The organism is Lactiplantibacillus garii (assembly GCF_003885105.1).
GTDB classification, from domain to species: domain Bacteria; phylum Bacillota; class Bacilli; order Lactobacillales; family Lactobacillaceae; genus Lactiplantibacillus; species Lactiplantibacillus garii.
The window spans coordinates 1-16543 of record NZ_QWZQ01000008.1; the positions used below are offsets into that span (position 1 = coordinate 1).

A 16543-nucleotide genomic window follows, 5' to 3' on the forward strand; every position below is an offset into this window, starting at 1 on the left:
CACTAACTCCAGCGTTCGCGTGATTTGTCTACGTCTAATCCCCTAAAACTTAAATTAGTATAGCACAATTTTATTAATAAGCCCAGTTATTTTTATATGGGTTCAACTATTTTACACGTTAACCAGTGTGCTAATTCTTAAACAAAGCTCGCCGTCCAATGATTAATTCTAAAACCAAGCCATAAAAAATGATGCTATCCTAAAATAGCATCACTTTTACAAAGATAACGACACTTACCCCAAGAGCCCCTAATCAGGCGTCCGTTTAGATAAATGTTTATTTAAATACTTGACCATATCCGCTTCGTGCTTAAAAATTCGTGGGTGTTTCTGCTTATGCAGTCGCACGGCGATCTCATTGATTTTGACGCGACCTGTCCAAGTATGACTATACTTTACGACCACGCGATTATTCCGATGGTCCTTACCGAATTTCAACACGTAAACGCTGTCTGGCACCATCAGCGGTCGGATATATGTTTTATCGTACTCATAATGCTGCGATCGCAGAAACTGTTTCGTGCGTTTTAACATGTCGGTGATCTCTCCTTCACAACGTGAAATTGATTAAATGATAAATTAATTCCTTACGAACATTTTATTCATATCTGAGTTAATTATACCAGATTTTAAACATATATTGTACCAATAGACGGCCAGATAAGCAACAAAGCCGCAGCTAAAGCTTGAAGATTTACTAAAGTTACGTTACCGGATGCAAAACTCCAGTGATGTATGTTAAGATTACCACGGTGTCAGGTTAATACTCAGGGGGAACTTAAACATGATTTTAATTGAAAAAATTTATCGTCGCGGTCACGAAACGCTATCCAGCGTGGATCAAATTGAAAAGTTTCAAACAAACGACGGTTACATCACACCCAACCAAATATTAGCACGTGAAATCGGTGCTGATCACGAAAATTGTTTTTATAAAAACGCCGAGGGCAAACGTAAAAAAGTCGTGGCCGAAAAAGATGATACCGGCACGTGGCACCTCAAGACAATTGGGACTACCGCCCCCGCCACCGACGGCCTCTTACAGTTGCCGCACATGGAAAACGTCTGGGGCTAAAATGCCACCCGCGATTTAAATGATCCACCGTCAGCAGTTGCCCACCATGCGGGTAACTGCTTTTTTAGGCCCACGTTGCCAAACACTTAGCTAACGCTGCCGGGTTTGCCGCGCACGTTTGCGCATCAGCCGAAACAGCTAGTCCGGGTTGACTGGTGACCCAAACGCCGTGATGTCGAAATTGCCCTCCCCACTATGCTCAGCGTGTCGTTAAAACTAAGGGTCCCATCAATATCAAAAACAAAGTCCATTTCATACTCTCCTTAATAACCGTCATCGTTCAACCGTTCTTTACCAGTTATGTATTTACAAGTTGTCAATTAAACTATCAATGTACCCGTCAAAGGGGGCCCGTTGCACCATCACACTCACCTTGTGTCATAATATAGTGAATGGAGATGACAACATTGTTAACTTACGCAACGCAAGCTTTAAATCACAACCTATCCGTGACCTGCACCTCGTGACCGGCCAATCACTGGATATTCGCACAATCACTCCCGTGGATGCTGCAACGGCTGAATGCGAATCTTCTAGTAGCTCCTCACGGTACTTAGTCCGACTTGACGCGATTACGTTTGTCGAAACGAACCCCGTCATTTAAATTAAGTCTGACCACTGCGTTTCCGGCAATCGGAAACGCCTTTTTATTACGGAGTGGGTTCTTTTTTCAAGTATTTATCATTGTTTAATAATATTTATACGTAATTTCATATATAATGGAAAGGGTGTACTTAACGTATCGACGTTACATTTGATAAATTAGCCAAACCAATTTCCTATTATTGAACACAGAGAGGACATTAGCCATGAAGTACCTAACGTTTGCCATTCCGAGCTACAACTCCGAGGATTACCTTCAGCGCTGCGTGGATTCATTGCTCAAGGGTGGTGACAGGGTCGAAATTCTAATCATTGACGACGGATCGACTGATCAAACCGCCACGATTGCCGATAATTACGCGGCCCAGTATCCAAATATTGTGAAAGCGATTCACCAAAAAAACGCCGGCCACGGGGGTGCCGTTAACAACGGGCTCGCCCACGCCAGCGGAAAATACTTCAAAGTTGTTGATTCCGACGACTGGTTGGATGAAAAGGCCCTTCAATCCGTACTGGACCACCTTGAGAGCTGGGATAAGCACGGTCAAAACGTGGACATGCTCGTTTGCAACTACGTTTACGAAAACTTTTACCAACATAAGAGCTTTGTCGTTAACTACCGCCACGTTTTCCCAACCGATCAAATTTGTGGTTGGGATGACACCAAGCGTTTCGGTGTGACCCAGTATCTCATCATGCATTCGCTGATTTTTAAAACCAATATTTTACGGCGCAGCGGCGTACAACTGCCCGAACACACCTTTTACGTGGACAACCTGTTTGCCGACAAACCATTACCACTTGTCCATAAGATTTGCTACTTAGATTTAGACCTGTACCGCTACTTTATCGGCCGCGCGGACCAGTCCATCAGTGAAGACGTCATGATCAGTCGGATCGACCAACAAATTCGGGTCACGAAACTGGTGGCGGACTGTACGCAGCATAACGACAACCCGTCTCCCAAATTACGGACCTACCTCGTGCGGAGTGTCTCCGTCATGTTAGCCGTTTCATCCGTACATTTACTCCTGATGGGGACCGAAGAGGCTTTAGAAAAACGGCACGACATGTGGCAATACGTTAAAAAACTGGACAAACGACTATACTGGCGCTTACGCCTGCACTCCGTCAGTGCTTGGACCTACATTCCCACCAAACTCGGTCGTTTTCTGACCGTAGCGGGTTACCGGACTTCCCGCTTGCTGGTAAAATTCCAGTAAAATGTCGTTCAATTGAACTAGCTCGGAGGTGTTAACTATATTGGAAGCTAATTCTCAGCAATCGTCCATTTCCCAAACGGGACTCAGCACGGCCGAGGTTCAAAATCGGGTCAACCGCGGTCAAGTCAACCGCTATAATAGTCCCGAGACCCCGACGACCGCTGCCATTATTAAACGAAACCTGTTTAGCTGGATCAACCTGTTTTACCTGATTGTCGCCGTCGGGCTGATCAGCGTCCGAGCGTATACCAACTTACTCTACCTGGTTATTATCACGATCAACCTGGTAATCGACATCCACCAAGAGTTGCACGCCAAAAAATTAATTGACGAGTTATCAATTTTATCCAATAAAACGACGGTCGTTTTGCGTGACGGGCAGTTTTCAGAAATTCAGTTCACCGACGTCGTATTAGACGACGTGATTCAGCTCACGGCCGGTAATCAAATTATCGCCGACGCCACCGTCCTCACCGGCAACGTGGAAGTGAACGAATCCCTTCTTACCGGTGAAGCCGATCCCATCATGAAACATCCCGGCGACGATTTATTATCTGGCAGTTTTGTGGTCAGTGGTAAGGCATTGACCCAGGCCACCAAAGTTGGTAAGGATAGTTTTGTGGCTGGCATTTCGATTACGGCGCAAAAAAGTGACGGGGTGGCTTCTGAAATTATGCGTACCATACGTAAAATCATTCGGATCACCAGTTACCTCGTCTTTCCAATCGGAATTTTATTAGTTTTAGAGGCCCTCTTTCTACGGGATCAAACGACCACCTACACCGTGGTTAGTACCGCGACCGCCCTATTAGGCATTCTTCCCATGGGGATGGAATTATTGATCAGTGTCTCGTTCATCTCTGGTCAGGTGTTGCTATCCCAGCGCAAAGTCTTAGTCCAAAACTTGTACTCGTTAGAAAACTTAGCCCGTACCGACATCGTTTGTTTGGACAAAACCGGTACGATCACCGAGGGACGCATCTCGGTACAATCAATGACCGTCGTGGATGCCAGCTTGCCGTTTGATTTAACGACTGGCATCCAGGCCTTTTTGGCAGCCACCGAGGATAACAACGCCACCTTTACCGCGCTGCACCAATACTTTGGGGCCGCTTCTGACCCCAACTTAACGGTCACCGCCACCACCCCGTTTTCCTCGGAACGAAAATGGAGTTCGGTCACGTTCAGGGGTAACGGTACTCTAATTTTTGGAGCGCCGGAAGTACTGGTACAACACCATTTAGACCAATTACCGCCAGAAGTGACAACGGCGGAAAAAGCTGGCAAACGGGTACTCTGCATGGCGTACGCCGAAACGACGCCGGCAAATAACCAGTTACCGAATAACCGCATCGTAGCCGCCCTCGTTTTGGAAGACATTATTCGTAAGGACGTAGCCGACACCTTCGCCTACTTCGACAGTGAAGACATCGCCGTTAAGATTATTTCGGGCGATAACCCGATTGCCGTCTCGCAAATTGCTAAGCAGGCGGGTATTCAGCAGTACCAAGAGTACGTTGACATGTCCCAGATTACGAGTGAAGCGGAGTTGGAAGCGGTGGCCACCAAATACGCGATTTTTGGCCGGGCCACTCCTTCCCAGAAGAAACGGTTGATCCAAGCCATGCAGTCTCAGGGCCACAAGGTCACGATGGTGGGTGACGGGGTCAATGACGTGTTAGCACTTAAGGAAGCTGCTGGCAGCATTGCCATGAATAGTGGCAGTTCCGCCGCCAAACACGTTGCCCAGGTCGTTTTACTGGATTCAAACTTTAAGGTGTTACCACACATCATCAAGGAAGGCCGGCGCGTGATTAATAACTTGACGCGGGTCGGGAGCATTTTCTTTGTAAAGTGTTTGTATTCAATCGCCCTGTCAATTTTTTGCCTACTGATCAACATGCCGTTTCCGTTTTTACCGATCCAGATTTCAATGATCGACGCGCTGGTCGAAGGCTACCCAACCTTCTTCCTCCAGTTCGAGGTCAACAACCACAAACTGGGCAACCGTTCCATTATCTGGGCGTTAAAACGGGCCATCAACTTCGCCATCATGATTACGGTTGGCCTCGTCATCACGTACGGCGTTGCGCAGTGGACTGGTATTAGCAGTACTCAAACCACTAGTTTAATGTTCTTCTACACTGGTTGGGTCACCCTGTACGCGTTGGCCAAAGCCTGCTACCCCTTCAACGCCTTCCGGACGGTACTACTCGCATCGTCCGTGATTGCGTTTTTCGGGGGCTCGTTCATTTTGCAAGGCGTTATCAGTCTCCAATTTTTATCACTTAATAACTTCTTCTGGACCGTCGGCGTCACCCTGTTAGCCAGCCAAGCTTTTTACTGGCTGCTACGCGGGTTACGACCGTGGTTACCGTGGATGAAATCATAGTTTACACAGTTTTATTAAAAAGATGCTTGTCATAATATTATAAATATTATGGTGAGCTTTTTTGGTATAATAACATGAGATTGTTTTAAATAGTTATCAAACTATTTTAGATTACTTATAAATTTCATAGCCTATAACAACAATCTTCGGGTTAAGTGTAAAAGTCTGATTAACTACGACCTCCGGAAGTCGTTAAAAGACGGGCGTTAGGTTTTAAATCGGGAATCATTAAATAAATGTTATTAAAAAAGTGGGGACTTTTTTCTAACTGGAGGAGTTTTCTATGAAAAAGGTAATCGCGGGGGCTGCTGTTGTCGCATCGCTGTTTTTATTGGTGGGTTGTGGAAATGGCTCTAAACAAAACACGGAATCTAAAACGAATAGTAGCAGTTTGGTTGCCAAGAAGAAACGAGCCAAAGAGTCATCTAAAAAGCGGGCCAAATCTGAAAGCAAAGCCAAAGCCATTTCGGTAAGTAAAGTAAAGGCAGAGTCCGAGAGTAGAGCAAAGGCATCTTCTGAAAGTAAAGAAAAAGCTTCCAGCATTTCAATTTCACGGTCCGTTGCCTACTCTCAATCCGTTTCTTCGTCCAACGCAGCGGCCTACTCTAGTTCTGTTGCCGCTAGCCAAAGTGCACAGACACAGCAAAATAATGCGCAACAGTCAACAACTCAACAATCTAGTACAAAATCCACTAGTCAAACCAATGCTACGCCGCGTCAATCCAGCCAGACCCAATCATCAACTAAATACCGCACACGTCAGTCCAACATGCCTGGAACAAATCATGCACCGGGAGCCAATCCTGATGGTACTCCAGACGCTTGGGTTCAAGGCCAATTGGAAGATGCAGGTTTGGATTAAAACTCATACTTGCTCAACAAAATGGTCAGTACGAGTTAGGCGTATTATGAGGGATCATTCTTATTGGGGAATGGGAATAATTGGAGGAGTTACAAATGAAAAAGAGTATTAATTGGCTAGCGGTAGTAACCGCAACACTAGGTATTACAATGTTAACTTACGAAACAACTGCTAGCGCTAAGCATCACGCTACTACGGTCCCTACTTCACTTCGGGGTCATTGGTATCACTATAATTCTACCTACGGATTATATGACCAGGTGAAAGCAACTAAATACCACTTTTATACTCGCGGAGCTACCGGCGTTAGTTGGCATAAGTTATCCGGTAAAAAGTTCCCTAAAGGCAACTTTGGGTATCCACAAATGGCTACTAAAAAGTATCATGGAGCATACCTTGTCGGAAAATTTGGCACTGATGGCGGACCACTTTGGAAAAAAGTCATGCACAATGGTCATGCAACGTTACGCGCCAGTCGTCCTGCTACCGCCGAAGATGTTGGTGGCCCTACTAAGTACTATTACAAAACTAAAAAAATTGCTAAGCAACCCGTTGTTCCGTTTAAAACGGCTAAAAGTAACGACTTTTCACACTCCAAGTATCGGACAGCGTACTTACAGGCTGATTATGGTCCGATGACACTTTACACTAGTCTTGCGAACGCAAAGAAAAAACAAGGCTCAACCATTACCATCAGCAGTCTTTATAAAAAATATTCCGCGCGTTGGGATAAAAAAGACGACAACTATGACCGTGTTCGCGTAAATGGCAAAGCCTACTTTGCCAAGGATACACCAGGAATCCAGACCTACAATTCCTGGCGTGAAGGCAAAATCATATACTCGCCCTATTCACCTAGTTCAAAATCAAAAATTGTAATAAAACACGGTGATAAGACGTCTAAGGCAAAGTATTGGTTTAAATCAGTTCGTACTAAAGGCGGTTCATTAGCCACCGATACCTGGACTAAGAAGAACGGCGCTTGGATACGGGATTATTAAAATAAATTTATAATCCGCCCCTAATCGGGCTTTTATTTAGATCGTTAAAAGAACATACGTTTGGTGTTGTATGCAATACCCTGCTATAACTAAATTAGAAAGGAAGTAATTCTATGAGAGGATCAGTACGTAGACGTGGTAACCGTTGGTATTACGCTTATGAAGGCCCAACCATTGACGGAAAACGGCAACGAATTGAGCACGTCGGTGGTAGCACCCGTGATGAGGCTGAGCGCGCTTTACACAAGGCTATTGATGAATTTGAGCGCGGCGGTGTAGCTACCAATCTTACAGAGATGAGCGTTGCCGACTACTTCGATTATTGGCATGAGAACTTCGTTGTAAAAACACTAAAATATAACACTCAAACTAATTATCGAAACATCATCAACAACTATATAAAACCTGGGATTGGCATGTATCGCATGAAGTCAATCGGACCCGCGGCCATTCAAAAATTTATCAATGAGCTGCCAACTGATAAACTTTCAAAGCACACCATTGAGATCATCGTTTCTGTATTGCGCAAAGGCTTTAAAATGGCAGTTTTCCCCTATCAACTGATTCGAGAGAACCCTGCTAACTACGTTGTAAAACCAACCAATAACAATGATGATGAAATCACCGCGCAGGCCGCCCGGGACAAGTTAAAGATTATTACAATGGATCAGTTCAAAACTATCCTGAAATTAGTTCCCGAATCCAATCCACTTTATTTACCATTGATCATCAGCTTTAATACTGGTCTTCGTCGCGGTGAAGTGTCCGGGCTTACCTGGGATAATATTGACTTTGACAATAAGACCCTCACGGTCAACAAACAGATGATCATGAAAAAGAATACGTTTGACATTACTTCACCCAAGACCAAGGCCAGCTATCGAACCATTGCGGTTGGATCCACATTATTAACCACCCTGAAGCGATTCCACACGTATCAGAAAGAAAACAAGGTTAAATATGGCCCCTATTATTACGACAGTGCGTTCGTCTGCACTAAGGCAAACGGTAAGCCCATCACCCCGAACGTGATTAAATACTACACCGGAAAGTTATCCGATAAATTGGACTTCCCGTTCAACTTTCATTCTTTACGGCACACACACGCAACCATGCTACTTGAAAACGGGGCTAAGTATAAGGAAATTCAGCAGCGGTTAGGCCACTCGCGAATTTCCACGACACTTGATACCTACTCCCACGTCACTAAGAAAATGAAGCGGGACACCGTCGACATCTTCGAAAATATGCTTAAAAATAACGGTTAAAAAGATGATAGACAAATATTTGAAATATGTATTATTTGCCAACAATTCAGGTTCAATGTTGGCAAAATGTTGGCAAATTGGCAAAATAAAAGAGCTCCGCTTGCGCGGAACCCTATTACGACGGCTTTTCTTCTTCGTCGGTTTTTAAAACGGCCATAAACGCTTCTTGCGGGATCTCAACCCGACCGACCGCCTTCATCCGTTTTTTACCGGCCTTTTGTTTCTCTAACAGCTTCATCCGCCGAGTTCGGTCACCACCGTATAAGTGGGCGGTAACGTCCTTCCGGTAAGCCTTGATGTTCGTCCGGGCAATGACCTTCGAACCAATCGTGGCTTGGACGGGAATTTCAAAGTTTTGCCGGGGAATAATGGTCTTCAACTTGGAAGCAATCTCCCGACCACGGGCCGCCGCGAAGTCCCGGTGCGCAATGAAACTCAACGCGTCGACCTGGTCCCCGTTTAAGAGGATGTCGATTTTGACTAAGTCACTTGCCCGGTAACCATCGATATCGTAATCGAGTGACGCGTAACCGCGAGTGTTGGACTTCAACTTATCGAAGAAATCAAAGATAATTTCGGATAACGGAAGGTAGTAAATCACGTTGACCCGGTTATTATCCAAGTATTCCATCGTGTCAAACTCGCCCCGTTTACGCTGAGCCAGTTCCATGACGGCCCCAACGTATTCGTTTGGCACCATGATCTGCGCCTTCACGTACGGTTCACGGATTTCTTTGATGGACGACGCTTCCGGCATTTCGGCCGGGTTCTCAACGTCCTTTTCACTCCCATCGGTCATCATGACGTGGTAAGTGACCGACGGCGCGGTCGTAATCAAGTCAAGGTTGAACTCCCGTTCGAGCCGTTCCTGAATCACGTCCATGTGTAGTAATCCTAAGAACCCACAACGGAAGCCAAATCCCAGCGCTTGGGAAGATTCGGCCTCAAATTCAAGGGCGGCGTCGTTGAGCTTTAATTTTTCCAAAGCTTCCCGTAGATCCGTGAACTTGGCGTTATCGGTTGGGTAGATTCCGGCGTAGACCATCGGGTTCATTTCCCGGTAACCGGACAAGGCTTTCTCCGCCGGCCGGTCCGCGTTAGTCACGGTATCCCCGACCCGGGTATCCTGAATGTCCTTGATGCTGGCGGTAATGTAACCAACGTCACCGGCCATTAAAAAGTCGCGAGACAACGGTTTGGGTGAGTTGACTCCCACTTCGGTCACTTCGTACTCACTGCCACTGTTCATTAACCGAATCTTATCACCGGGGCGGACAATGCCCTCGTGAATCCGAACACTTAAAACCACACCGCGATAATCATCGTAGACCGAGTCAAAGACTAAGGCCTTCAACGGTGCGTCTAAATCACCCTGCGGTGCCGGTACCTTGTGAACGATTTGTTCCAGTAGTTCTTCGATCCCAATACCGGCCTTAGCGGAAGCCAACACGGCGTCGGAAGCGTCGATGCCAATGTCGTCCTCAATTTCTTTACGGACCTTTTCGGGTTCCGCGGACGGCAAGTCAATCTTGTTAATAACCGGGACAATTTCCAAGTCATCGTCAATCGCTAAATAAACGTTCGCTAAGGTTTGGGCTTCAACCCCCTGCGCCGCGTCCACGACCAACACGGCCCCTTCACAAGCCGCTAAACTTCTAGACACTTCGTACGTAAAGTCGACGTGTCCAGGCGTATCGATCAAGTGAAAAATATAGGTTTCCCCGTCCTTGGCCTGGTAATGCAATTCAACCGCGTTTAACTTAATGGTGATTCCACGTTCCCGTTCCAGATCCATTGAGTCCAGCACTTGGTCCTGCATTTCACGTTTAGAGATGGTATCCGTTAATTCAAGAATCCGATCCGCCAATGTTGATTTACCATGATCAATATGGGCGACGATTGAAAAATTACGGATGTGTTTTTGTCGATCCTGCATTGTCGCTTTATCCATTGATTTTCCTACTTTCTTCCTAATTCCTAATCCTTACAATTATACCAACTAAAGCGCCGAATCACAATTTATCCGTTAAACCCAAAATCGCACCGACCAGTGGCCAGTGCGATTGATGGTTACTATTTAGTTTCAAACGAACCTAATTCATCCGGATCCAACTGTTGCCACTTGGTCGAATAGAATTTATCGTTGATCTTGTACTTCGGCTTAGTGGTGTTGGCCTTGCTTAAGAACGGGTTGACCTTTTGATCAACCGCTAACCACCCACGCCAGCCTAAGTGAATCGTATCGGTCATGAAGTAATCCTGGTTACCGTCCTGCGTTAGGTCAACAATGTTGTTAAATCCTTGGCTGGTTAATTGGTAACGGATCTTCTGATCAAACTTAGCGATCATGTCCATTGACAACCCGGTGTAGTCCGACCACCGTTGGTTGATTGGTGGAATGATGAATAGGACGTCGGTATGCGTCTGGGCAAACTGGTTTAAGACTAACTGGAAATCGGCAAATTCGGGCGACTTCGTGTAGTTCAAATGCGTTTGCGACCCCTTTAAACGCTTATAATTACGTTTTAACTGGGTCTTCCAAAATTGATTACTGATCTCTAAGCTGTTGGAAGTGGTTTGGGCTTTCCCAATCTTGCCGGCTAAAGCATCTAGCTTATTGTAGTTATAAGTAGACGGCAATTGTTGTGCCTGCTGATTAACGGTATTCAAGTTTTTACTTGCAATCCCGAACCGGGAGAAGAATTCATCTTCACTACCTAACACCCGCGCCTTGTAGTTGATGTAGGCCATTTGCGCACTTGTGGGTCTAAACCCAGCGGCTACGCGCGCCAGAGCATCCGCTAAAGTCTTATCGGACGAACCGGAAGGCATTTGTAACAAACGTTTGGCCGCGTAACGGTCCATCTCAGTATTTTTCTCCGTTTGTAACCAGTCGGTCGTTTGAAGTGGTGAATAGTAGTAAGCAAACGCGTCTTTCCGCGTCCCCTGGGGAACAAACCACTGGGGCGAAATTACGAAGACGGCCTTCTTATTTGTAATCTGTTTTTTTACCGATTGCATCACGAAGTACTGCGTCAAAGATTGGGTTCCCCGTGATCCCAGCAAGAACGGCCGGTAATTACGGTGATACTTTTCTGCCAATACGGACGGGTGCATCGGGTCGAACCGGGACCATTCGGAGGAACCAAAGAACGGCACGTAACCGTCTTCCAGGGACTGACGTTTGATTTGTCGGCCCTTCAAAACGTTAGCGGATAACGAGACCGCCGCCTTTTCTTCGGTATCCTTGGACACGTGGTTTAATCCGAATGAGAACGGTGATAACAGAACGGCCAGTAATAAGATTGCCGCCAAAATAATTGGCCCAAAAATCTTAAAAAGGCGTTTGGAAACACTCATTGCATACTCTCGACCTTAGCAACAATTTTAGCCGGTGTGTCCCATTCTGACCGTTCGAATTCTGAGACCGGCACTTCAATACCTAATTGATTTTGTAATTCCAATAAGAGTTGAACGGAACCCATTGAATCGAGGATTCCTTCGTCAAATAAGTTGGTGTCCATGTTGCCGGACACGTCTTCACCAGTTAAATCTTGTAAGATTGATAAGACCGTTGCTTTTGTATCATCCATGGTAAATTACTCCCTTAATTAAATTTTATGGCCGGGGCGCGAAGAATAACGTGTCCAGGAATCCTGAGAAAATCAGGAAACTAAAGCAAACCACGTTAAACGTTAAGAAGATGGCAAAGTATTCCGTAAACTTATTGGACGGAATCTGTTCCTTGTGCTTCTTCTTGTAGCGTAGCCAGGCATCGTTGATCACCATGGCAAACCCATGGAAAAGACCGTAAACGATGTAGTACCACGTTTCCCCGTGCCAGAACCCCATAATCAGCATGTTGATCACGTAACAGACGTTGGCCGTCGTGATCCGGCTCTTGAAGATCTTATGCTTCATGGCAAAGAATACCATCCGCATGTAGATAAAGTCCCGGAACCAGAATGACAGCGTCATGTGCCAGCGATTCCAGAAATCCTTAATGTTCTTAGACTTAAAGGGTTGGTTGAAGTTCATTGGCGTTTCAACCCCCATTAAATAACTGACCCCGACGGCGAACAAACTGTAGCCGGCAAAGTCAAAGAACAGGTCCATACTGTAAACGTACATCACACCTAGCAGCGCCCACGAAACCGTGCCGTGAGCCTGCAGTGCGGCGTGTTCCACAACGGGTAACATCCGCGTCCCAAAAATGTACGCCAAGATAAACTTGTAAAAGAACCCCAAGAAAATGTAGCGCACACCCTTCTCAACTAAGCCCAAGTACTTTTCACGGGTCGGCACACTATCGTAGTCTTTAACGAAACGCCGGTAGCGGTCGATGGGCCCGGATGAAATGGTTGGGAAAAACAGTAAGAACTGACCAAACAGTACCGGGTGGAACTCTTTGATCACACCATCACGCGTTTCCATGATGGTTTGAACCACTTTAAAAGTCAGGTAGGAAATCCCTAAGAAGCCAATGATCGAGCTGGCTCCGTGGCTGACCGCCGGCGTAATTTTAACCACGGCCAACGGCGCAATCGCCAAAATGACACTCACGACAAAGACCCAACCCTTATTGGGTGAATCCGGTCGCTGGCGATACTTGGAATACAGCCACACCAACGTGATCTGGTAAATCAAGTAGCAGATCAATGCGATCCCGGTATGCCACTTGACACCCCCGAAGGTTAGCAATAGGAACACGAATGAGATGATTGATTCATAAACGTGCGATCGCCGACCGTAGAGTAAACCAATCATCAACGGTAACAACGCAATAAAGAGCAGTACAAAGTACGTTGGGTTACCGTATGGGTCAAAAGACATCATTCTGGGTTAACCTCTTTAATGATCGACTTGACATCAATTTTACCGTTAGGCGTTAATGGCAAGCTCTCTTTGTAAACGAACCGTTGGGGAATCATGTATTCCATCATCATTCCCTGCAAGTCCTTCTTGATGGCCTTAGTGAGGGCGAAGTCACTTTCAAAATCGTTCGGCTTCGGCACGACGTAGGCAATCATTTGTGTCACTTTATGCTCTTTATTATACTTTGGTACCGCCACAGCCTGTTTAATGTGCTGCTGGGAGCCTAAGAAGTGGTCAACTTCTTCTAATTCAATTCGGTAACCGTTCATTTTGATTTGGAAATCGACCCGGCCACGGTACCGGAATAACCCGTCCGCGTCCATCGTCCCAATATCACCGGAATGGTAGGCCCGCTGACCGTCTAACGTAAAGAAAGCCTTGGCCGTCTTCTCGGGGTTATGCAAGTAGCCCTTTGAAACGCTTGGTCCGGAGATAATCAATTCACCCTCGGTACCGTTAGCAACCTCTTTGCCAGCTTCGTCCACGACCATCATCTTGGTGTCGGCCTTAGCATAACCAATGGGTAACCGGTCAAACTTCGCCAACGCGGCGGTGGTAATTTCAACTTGGGTAACGGCCACGCAAGTTTCGGTGGGACCGTACGTATTAAAGATGCGGGCGTCTGGGAAACGTTGCTTCAGCGTTGCCGCCGTTTTATGGGTCAACTCTTCCCCACAGAATAAGAAGTGCGTTAAGCTCGGTAAATGTTCGGCGTCAAACTTCGGTTCCAATAAGCAGATGTCCATAAAGGACGGGGTCGAAACCCACACGTTGATCGGTAAGGTTGGCAACGCGGCGAACAATTGTTTAAAATCGTCGGTTACCGCTTTTGGTAACGCGTAGAGTGTCCCACCCATGGCTAACGTCGGGTAAAGGTCCATGACGGATAAGTCAAAGGAATACGGTGGTTGTGAGAGTGAATTAGGTTGCTTTGGTAGCCCAAAATCGTCACCCAGCATCCAGTTTACGTAACTTAATAGGTTAGCGTGACTGATTTCCACACCCTTCGGCTTCCCGGTCGTTCCGGAAGTGAAAATAATGTAGTAATCATCGTCACCTTCCGCCGCGTGGTCCGCCTGGTAGTCAACCGGCGTGTTAAAGATCGTCATCAACTGATCCGGCGTAATGACCGGAGTCGTTCCCACGCCAGTTGGCAGGTCAACGACCGCAATGGCCGCGGCCGGTTGCGCAATTTCATTGATCATCGTCAGGCGTTCGTTTGGCGAATGCGTGTCGATTGGAATGTAGGCCCGACCAGACTTGACCACGCCCAGGAACGTCGCAATCATTTCAAAGGTTTGACCCCCAAACACAATGATTGGTGCCTTAGCCGGTAAATCTAGCGTGTCTAAGTGCGCTGCTAGCGCGTCTGAATAAGCTTTTAAGTCAGCATAAGTGTGCTGAACACCCTGCACGTCGTAAACCACCTTAGATGGTTGTGTCCGTGCATAATCATCGATTGTTTTGATGATATCTTTAATCATTAGTAATTTCCCCCAAACAATAAATTAACGCGTCCACCTACTAAAATTCATTGTAAATGAACTTGGCTTGGTTAATCCCACTGTACCCGTATAGGTAAACCAGAGCCAGCATGACAGCAAAATAGAATACTGTTAGCGCAATGAATTGAACGACCGGACGTTGAAACCAGCTTTTCAATTTTGCGAACATGCCTTCACCTCCTCAAATCATTCGTCCCAATTGTGGTTATAAGCCACCGTTCATTAACTCACTAAAAATTTTATTGGCCGCAAACTCGATACTAGCGGAACGCCGCCGGTAATTACTGAGTAAAACGACCCCGGTCTTCCCATCCGCCGAGAGGTGCACGTCGGATTCATAACCGTAGCCGAGACCGTGCGACCGGATGCCGTTACTGATGTTGTAGACCCCACCACCGTATTCGCCGGTGGCCGTCCGGGTATGCAACGTCAGGACGTTGGGTTTGGTAATTAGTTTTCCCTTCAAAATGGCACTTTCAACCTTAAATAGGTCGGCCGCACTCATATAAATCTGGCCGGTCCCCAGTTCGTTATGCATCTGCGCCTTCGTTTCAGGCATTCGGTGCTGATACTTTGGAACGACCTGTTTAGCACTCGCCTTGTAACCGATCGTCGCACCGGTCCCCATCCCGTCGATCACGAAGCCGGTTTGCTTCAGACCAAGTTTATGGATAATATTTGACTTAACAAAATGTTGGTAGGATTGCCCGGTTTCTTTGCGAATAATTCCAGCCAATAAGACGTAATTAACCGCCGAATAGTTGAAAATACCAACCTTTTGCTTGCGGTAAACCATATGATTCAGTGCGTACGTCACCGTTTTCGCTTCCGATAACGGTTTGGTAGAACCCGTCTCCAGCCAGTACCCGGTCGTCATATCTAACATTTGGCGAATCGTCGTCTGCCGGCCAATTGCCACCGTCGGGTAATACTTTGTGATGGGATCACTAAGCTTAACTTTCCCAGCCTGGACCAGTTGCATAATCCCAACCGCCGTTAGTGATTTTTGAATGGATAGAATCTGGTATTTAGAAGCCGGGCCGTTTTTTACTTCGTTAGCACGATTCGCGTAACCAAATCCCTTGTGATAAATCACGCGGTTATCCTTGACCACCAGAGCCGTCCCTACAAAGTGACTCAACTTTAACGTCTTAGTAATTTGTTGCTTTGGTGACTTGGCCGTTAAAAATTCTGTCCGGTTTACTTTTCGACTAAGTTGCGAATTCTTCCTAGCGACGGCCCGCGCCGTTTTTTTATGCTTACGTTGTGCTTGTTCAATCCGTGCCGTGCGGGAGTGGTGTCGAACATACCACGTTCCAGCACCCCCAAGCACGAGTAGCCCTAGCAAGACCACCATTAAACCCTTGTTTATTTTCAAATTTTTAACTTCCCCACTAGTTTGTTAATCACGGACTGCGTTGACCCGTACCCAGGTGCGTGACGAGTACGCTAAGTTCAAGAATAATTTTAACAATCATTCCCACGAATCCCCAACTTTCACTTGAAAAGTACAAAAACCTGCACTTGCGCCCGAAATGGCAACGCCACTGTAACGATTTTGTAACATAACCGTCAAATCATCCCCCCACGAAAATTCAGCGTTTATTGACCTCCTTGACTAATTCTAGCACTGGTCCAAAGCCTAGATACAGCAGAACGAAACACTTTATGACAATTCAACTACCCAGAAAAGTTAGTTAATAAACGGGCGCGTTCGCTTTACGTTCGTCAGCACAAAA

At 46.3% G+C, this 16543-nt stretch carries 14 protein-coding genes; 6 read left to right on the top strand and 8 right to left on the bottom strand.

Annotated elements, in window-relative coordinates:
• Nucleotides 1–249: 249 nt before the first annotated feature.
• Entirely contained in the window at nt 250–534 is a 285-nt protein-coding gene (locus D1831_RS14590; RefSeq protein ID WP_125071541.1) for a hypothetical protein, read from the bottom strand.
• A 250-nt stretch (nt 535–784) separates the two neighbouring features.
• Here D1831_RS14590 and D1831_RS03480 point away from each other — a divergent pair, with 250 nt between their 5' ends.
• From D1831_RS03480 to D1831_RS03505, 6 genes are all read left to right on the top strand, one after another.
• Nucleotides 785–1075, top strand: a complete 291-nt coding sequence (locus D1831_RS03480; RefSeq protein ID WP_125071542.1) for a hypothetical protein — start codon at nt 785–787, stop codon at nt 1073–1075.
• A gap of 809 nt (nt 1076–1884) precedes the next feature.
• Entirely contained in the window at nt 1885–2901 is a 1017-nt protein-coding gene (locus D1831_RS03485) for a glycosyltransferase family 2 protein (protein WP_125071543.1), read from the top strand.
• 40 nt (nt 2902–2941) lie between these two features.
• Nucleotides 2942–5293 carry an HAD-IC family P-type ATPase gene (locus D1831_RS03490; RefSeq protein WP_158610635.1) on the top strand — a complete coding sequence of 784 codons (2352 nt, stop codon included), beginning with the start codon at nt 2942–2944 and terminating at the stop codon, nt 5291–5293.
• A 283-nt stretch (nt 5294–5576) separates the two neighbouring features.
• Nucleotides 5577–6155, top strand: coding sequence for a hypothetical protein (locus D1831_RS03495; RefSeq protein WP_125071545.1), 579 nt, complete (start codon nt 5577–5579; stop codon nt 6153–6155).
• A gap of 95 nt (nt 6156–6250) precedes the next feature.
• Nucleotides 6251–7156: a hypothetical protein gene (locus D1831_RS03500; protein ID WP_125071546.1), complete on the top strand. Its 906-nt coding sequence runs from the start codon at nt 6251–6253 to the stop codon at nt 7154–7156.
• A 113-nt stretch (nt 7157–7269) separates the two neighbouring features.
• Complete coding sequence (locus D1831_RS03505) at nt 7270–8424, top strand: tyrosine-type recombinase/integrase (RefSeq protein WP_125071547.1); 1155 nt, start codon at nt 7270–7272, stop codon at nt 8422–8424.
• Between the two features lie 115 nt (nt 8425–8539).
• On the opposite strand, the gene lepA is transcribed toward D1831_RS03505, so the two are convergent.
• The 7 genes from lepA to D1831_RS03540 all read right to left on the bottom strand — a co-directional run bounded on the left by lepA (nt 8540) and on the right by D1831_RS03540 (nt 16182).
• Entirely contained in the window at nt 8540–10375 is a 1836-nt protein-coding gene (lepA, locus tag D1831_RS03510; protein WP_125071548.1) for a translation elongation factor 4, read from the bottom strand.
• A 122-nt stretch (nt 10376–10497) separates the two neighbouring features.
• Entirely contained in the window at nt 10498–11784 is a 1287-nt protein-coding gene (gene dltD / locus D1831_RS03515; protein ID WP_125071549.1) for a D-alanyl-lipoteichoic acid biosynthesis protein DltD, read from the bottom strand.
• Nucleotides 11781–12017, bottom strand: a complete 237-nt coding sequence (gene dltC / locus D1831_RS03520; RefSeq protein WP_057707272.1) for a D-alanine--poly(phosphoribitol) ligase subunit DltC — start codon at nt 12015–12017, stop codon at nt 11781–11783. Before dltC ends, dltD begins: the two co-directional genes overlap by 4 nt.
• Nucleotides 12018–12042: 25 nt before the next feature.
• Nucleotides 12043–13260, bottom strand: coding sequence for a D-alanyl-lipoteichoic acid biosynthesis protein DltB (dltB, locus tag D1831_RS03525; RefSeq protein WP_125071550.1), 1218 nt, complete (start codon nt 13258–13260; stop codon nt 12043–12045).
• Nucleotides 13257–14783: a D-alanine--poly(phosphoribitol) ligase subunit DltA gene (dltA, locus tag D1831_RS03530; RefSeq protein WP_125071551.1), complete on the bottom strand. Its 1527-nt coding sequence runs from the start codon at nt 14781–14783 to the stop codon at nt 13257–13259. Before dltA ends, dltB begins: the two co-directional genes overlap by 4 nt.
• Nucleotides 14784–14823: 40 nt before the next feature.
• The gene (locus tag D1831_RS03535) at nt 14824–14973 is read right to left on the bottom strand and encodes a teichoic acid D-Ala incorporation-associated protein DltX (RefSeq protein ID WP_003640708.1); all 150 of its coding nucleotides are present in this window, start codon (nt 14971–14973) and stop codon (nt 14824–14826) included.
• 36 nt (nt 14974–15009) lie between these two features.
• Nucleotides 15010–16182, bottom strand: a complete 1173-nt coding sequence (locus D1831_RS03540; protein WP_125071552.1) for a serine hydrolase domain-containing protein — start codon at nt 16180–16182, stop codon at nt 15010–15012.
• Nucleotides 16183–16543: the final 361 nt, after the last annotated feature.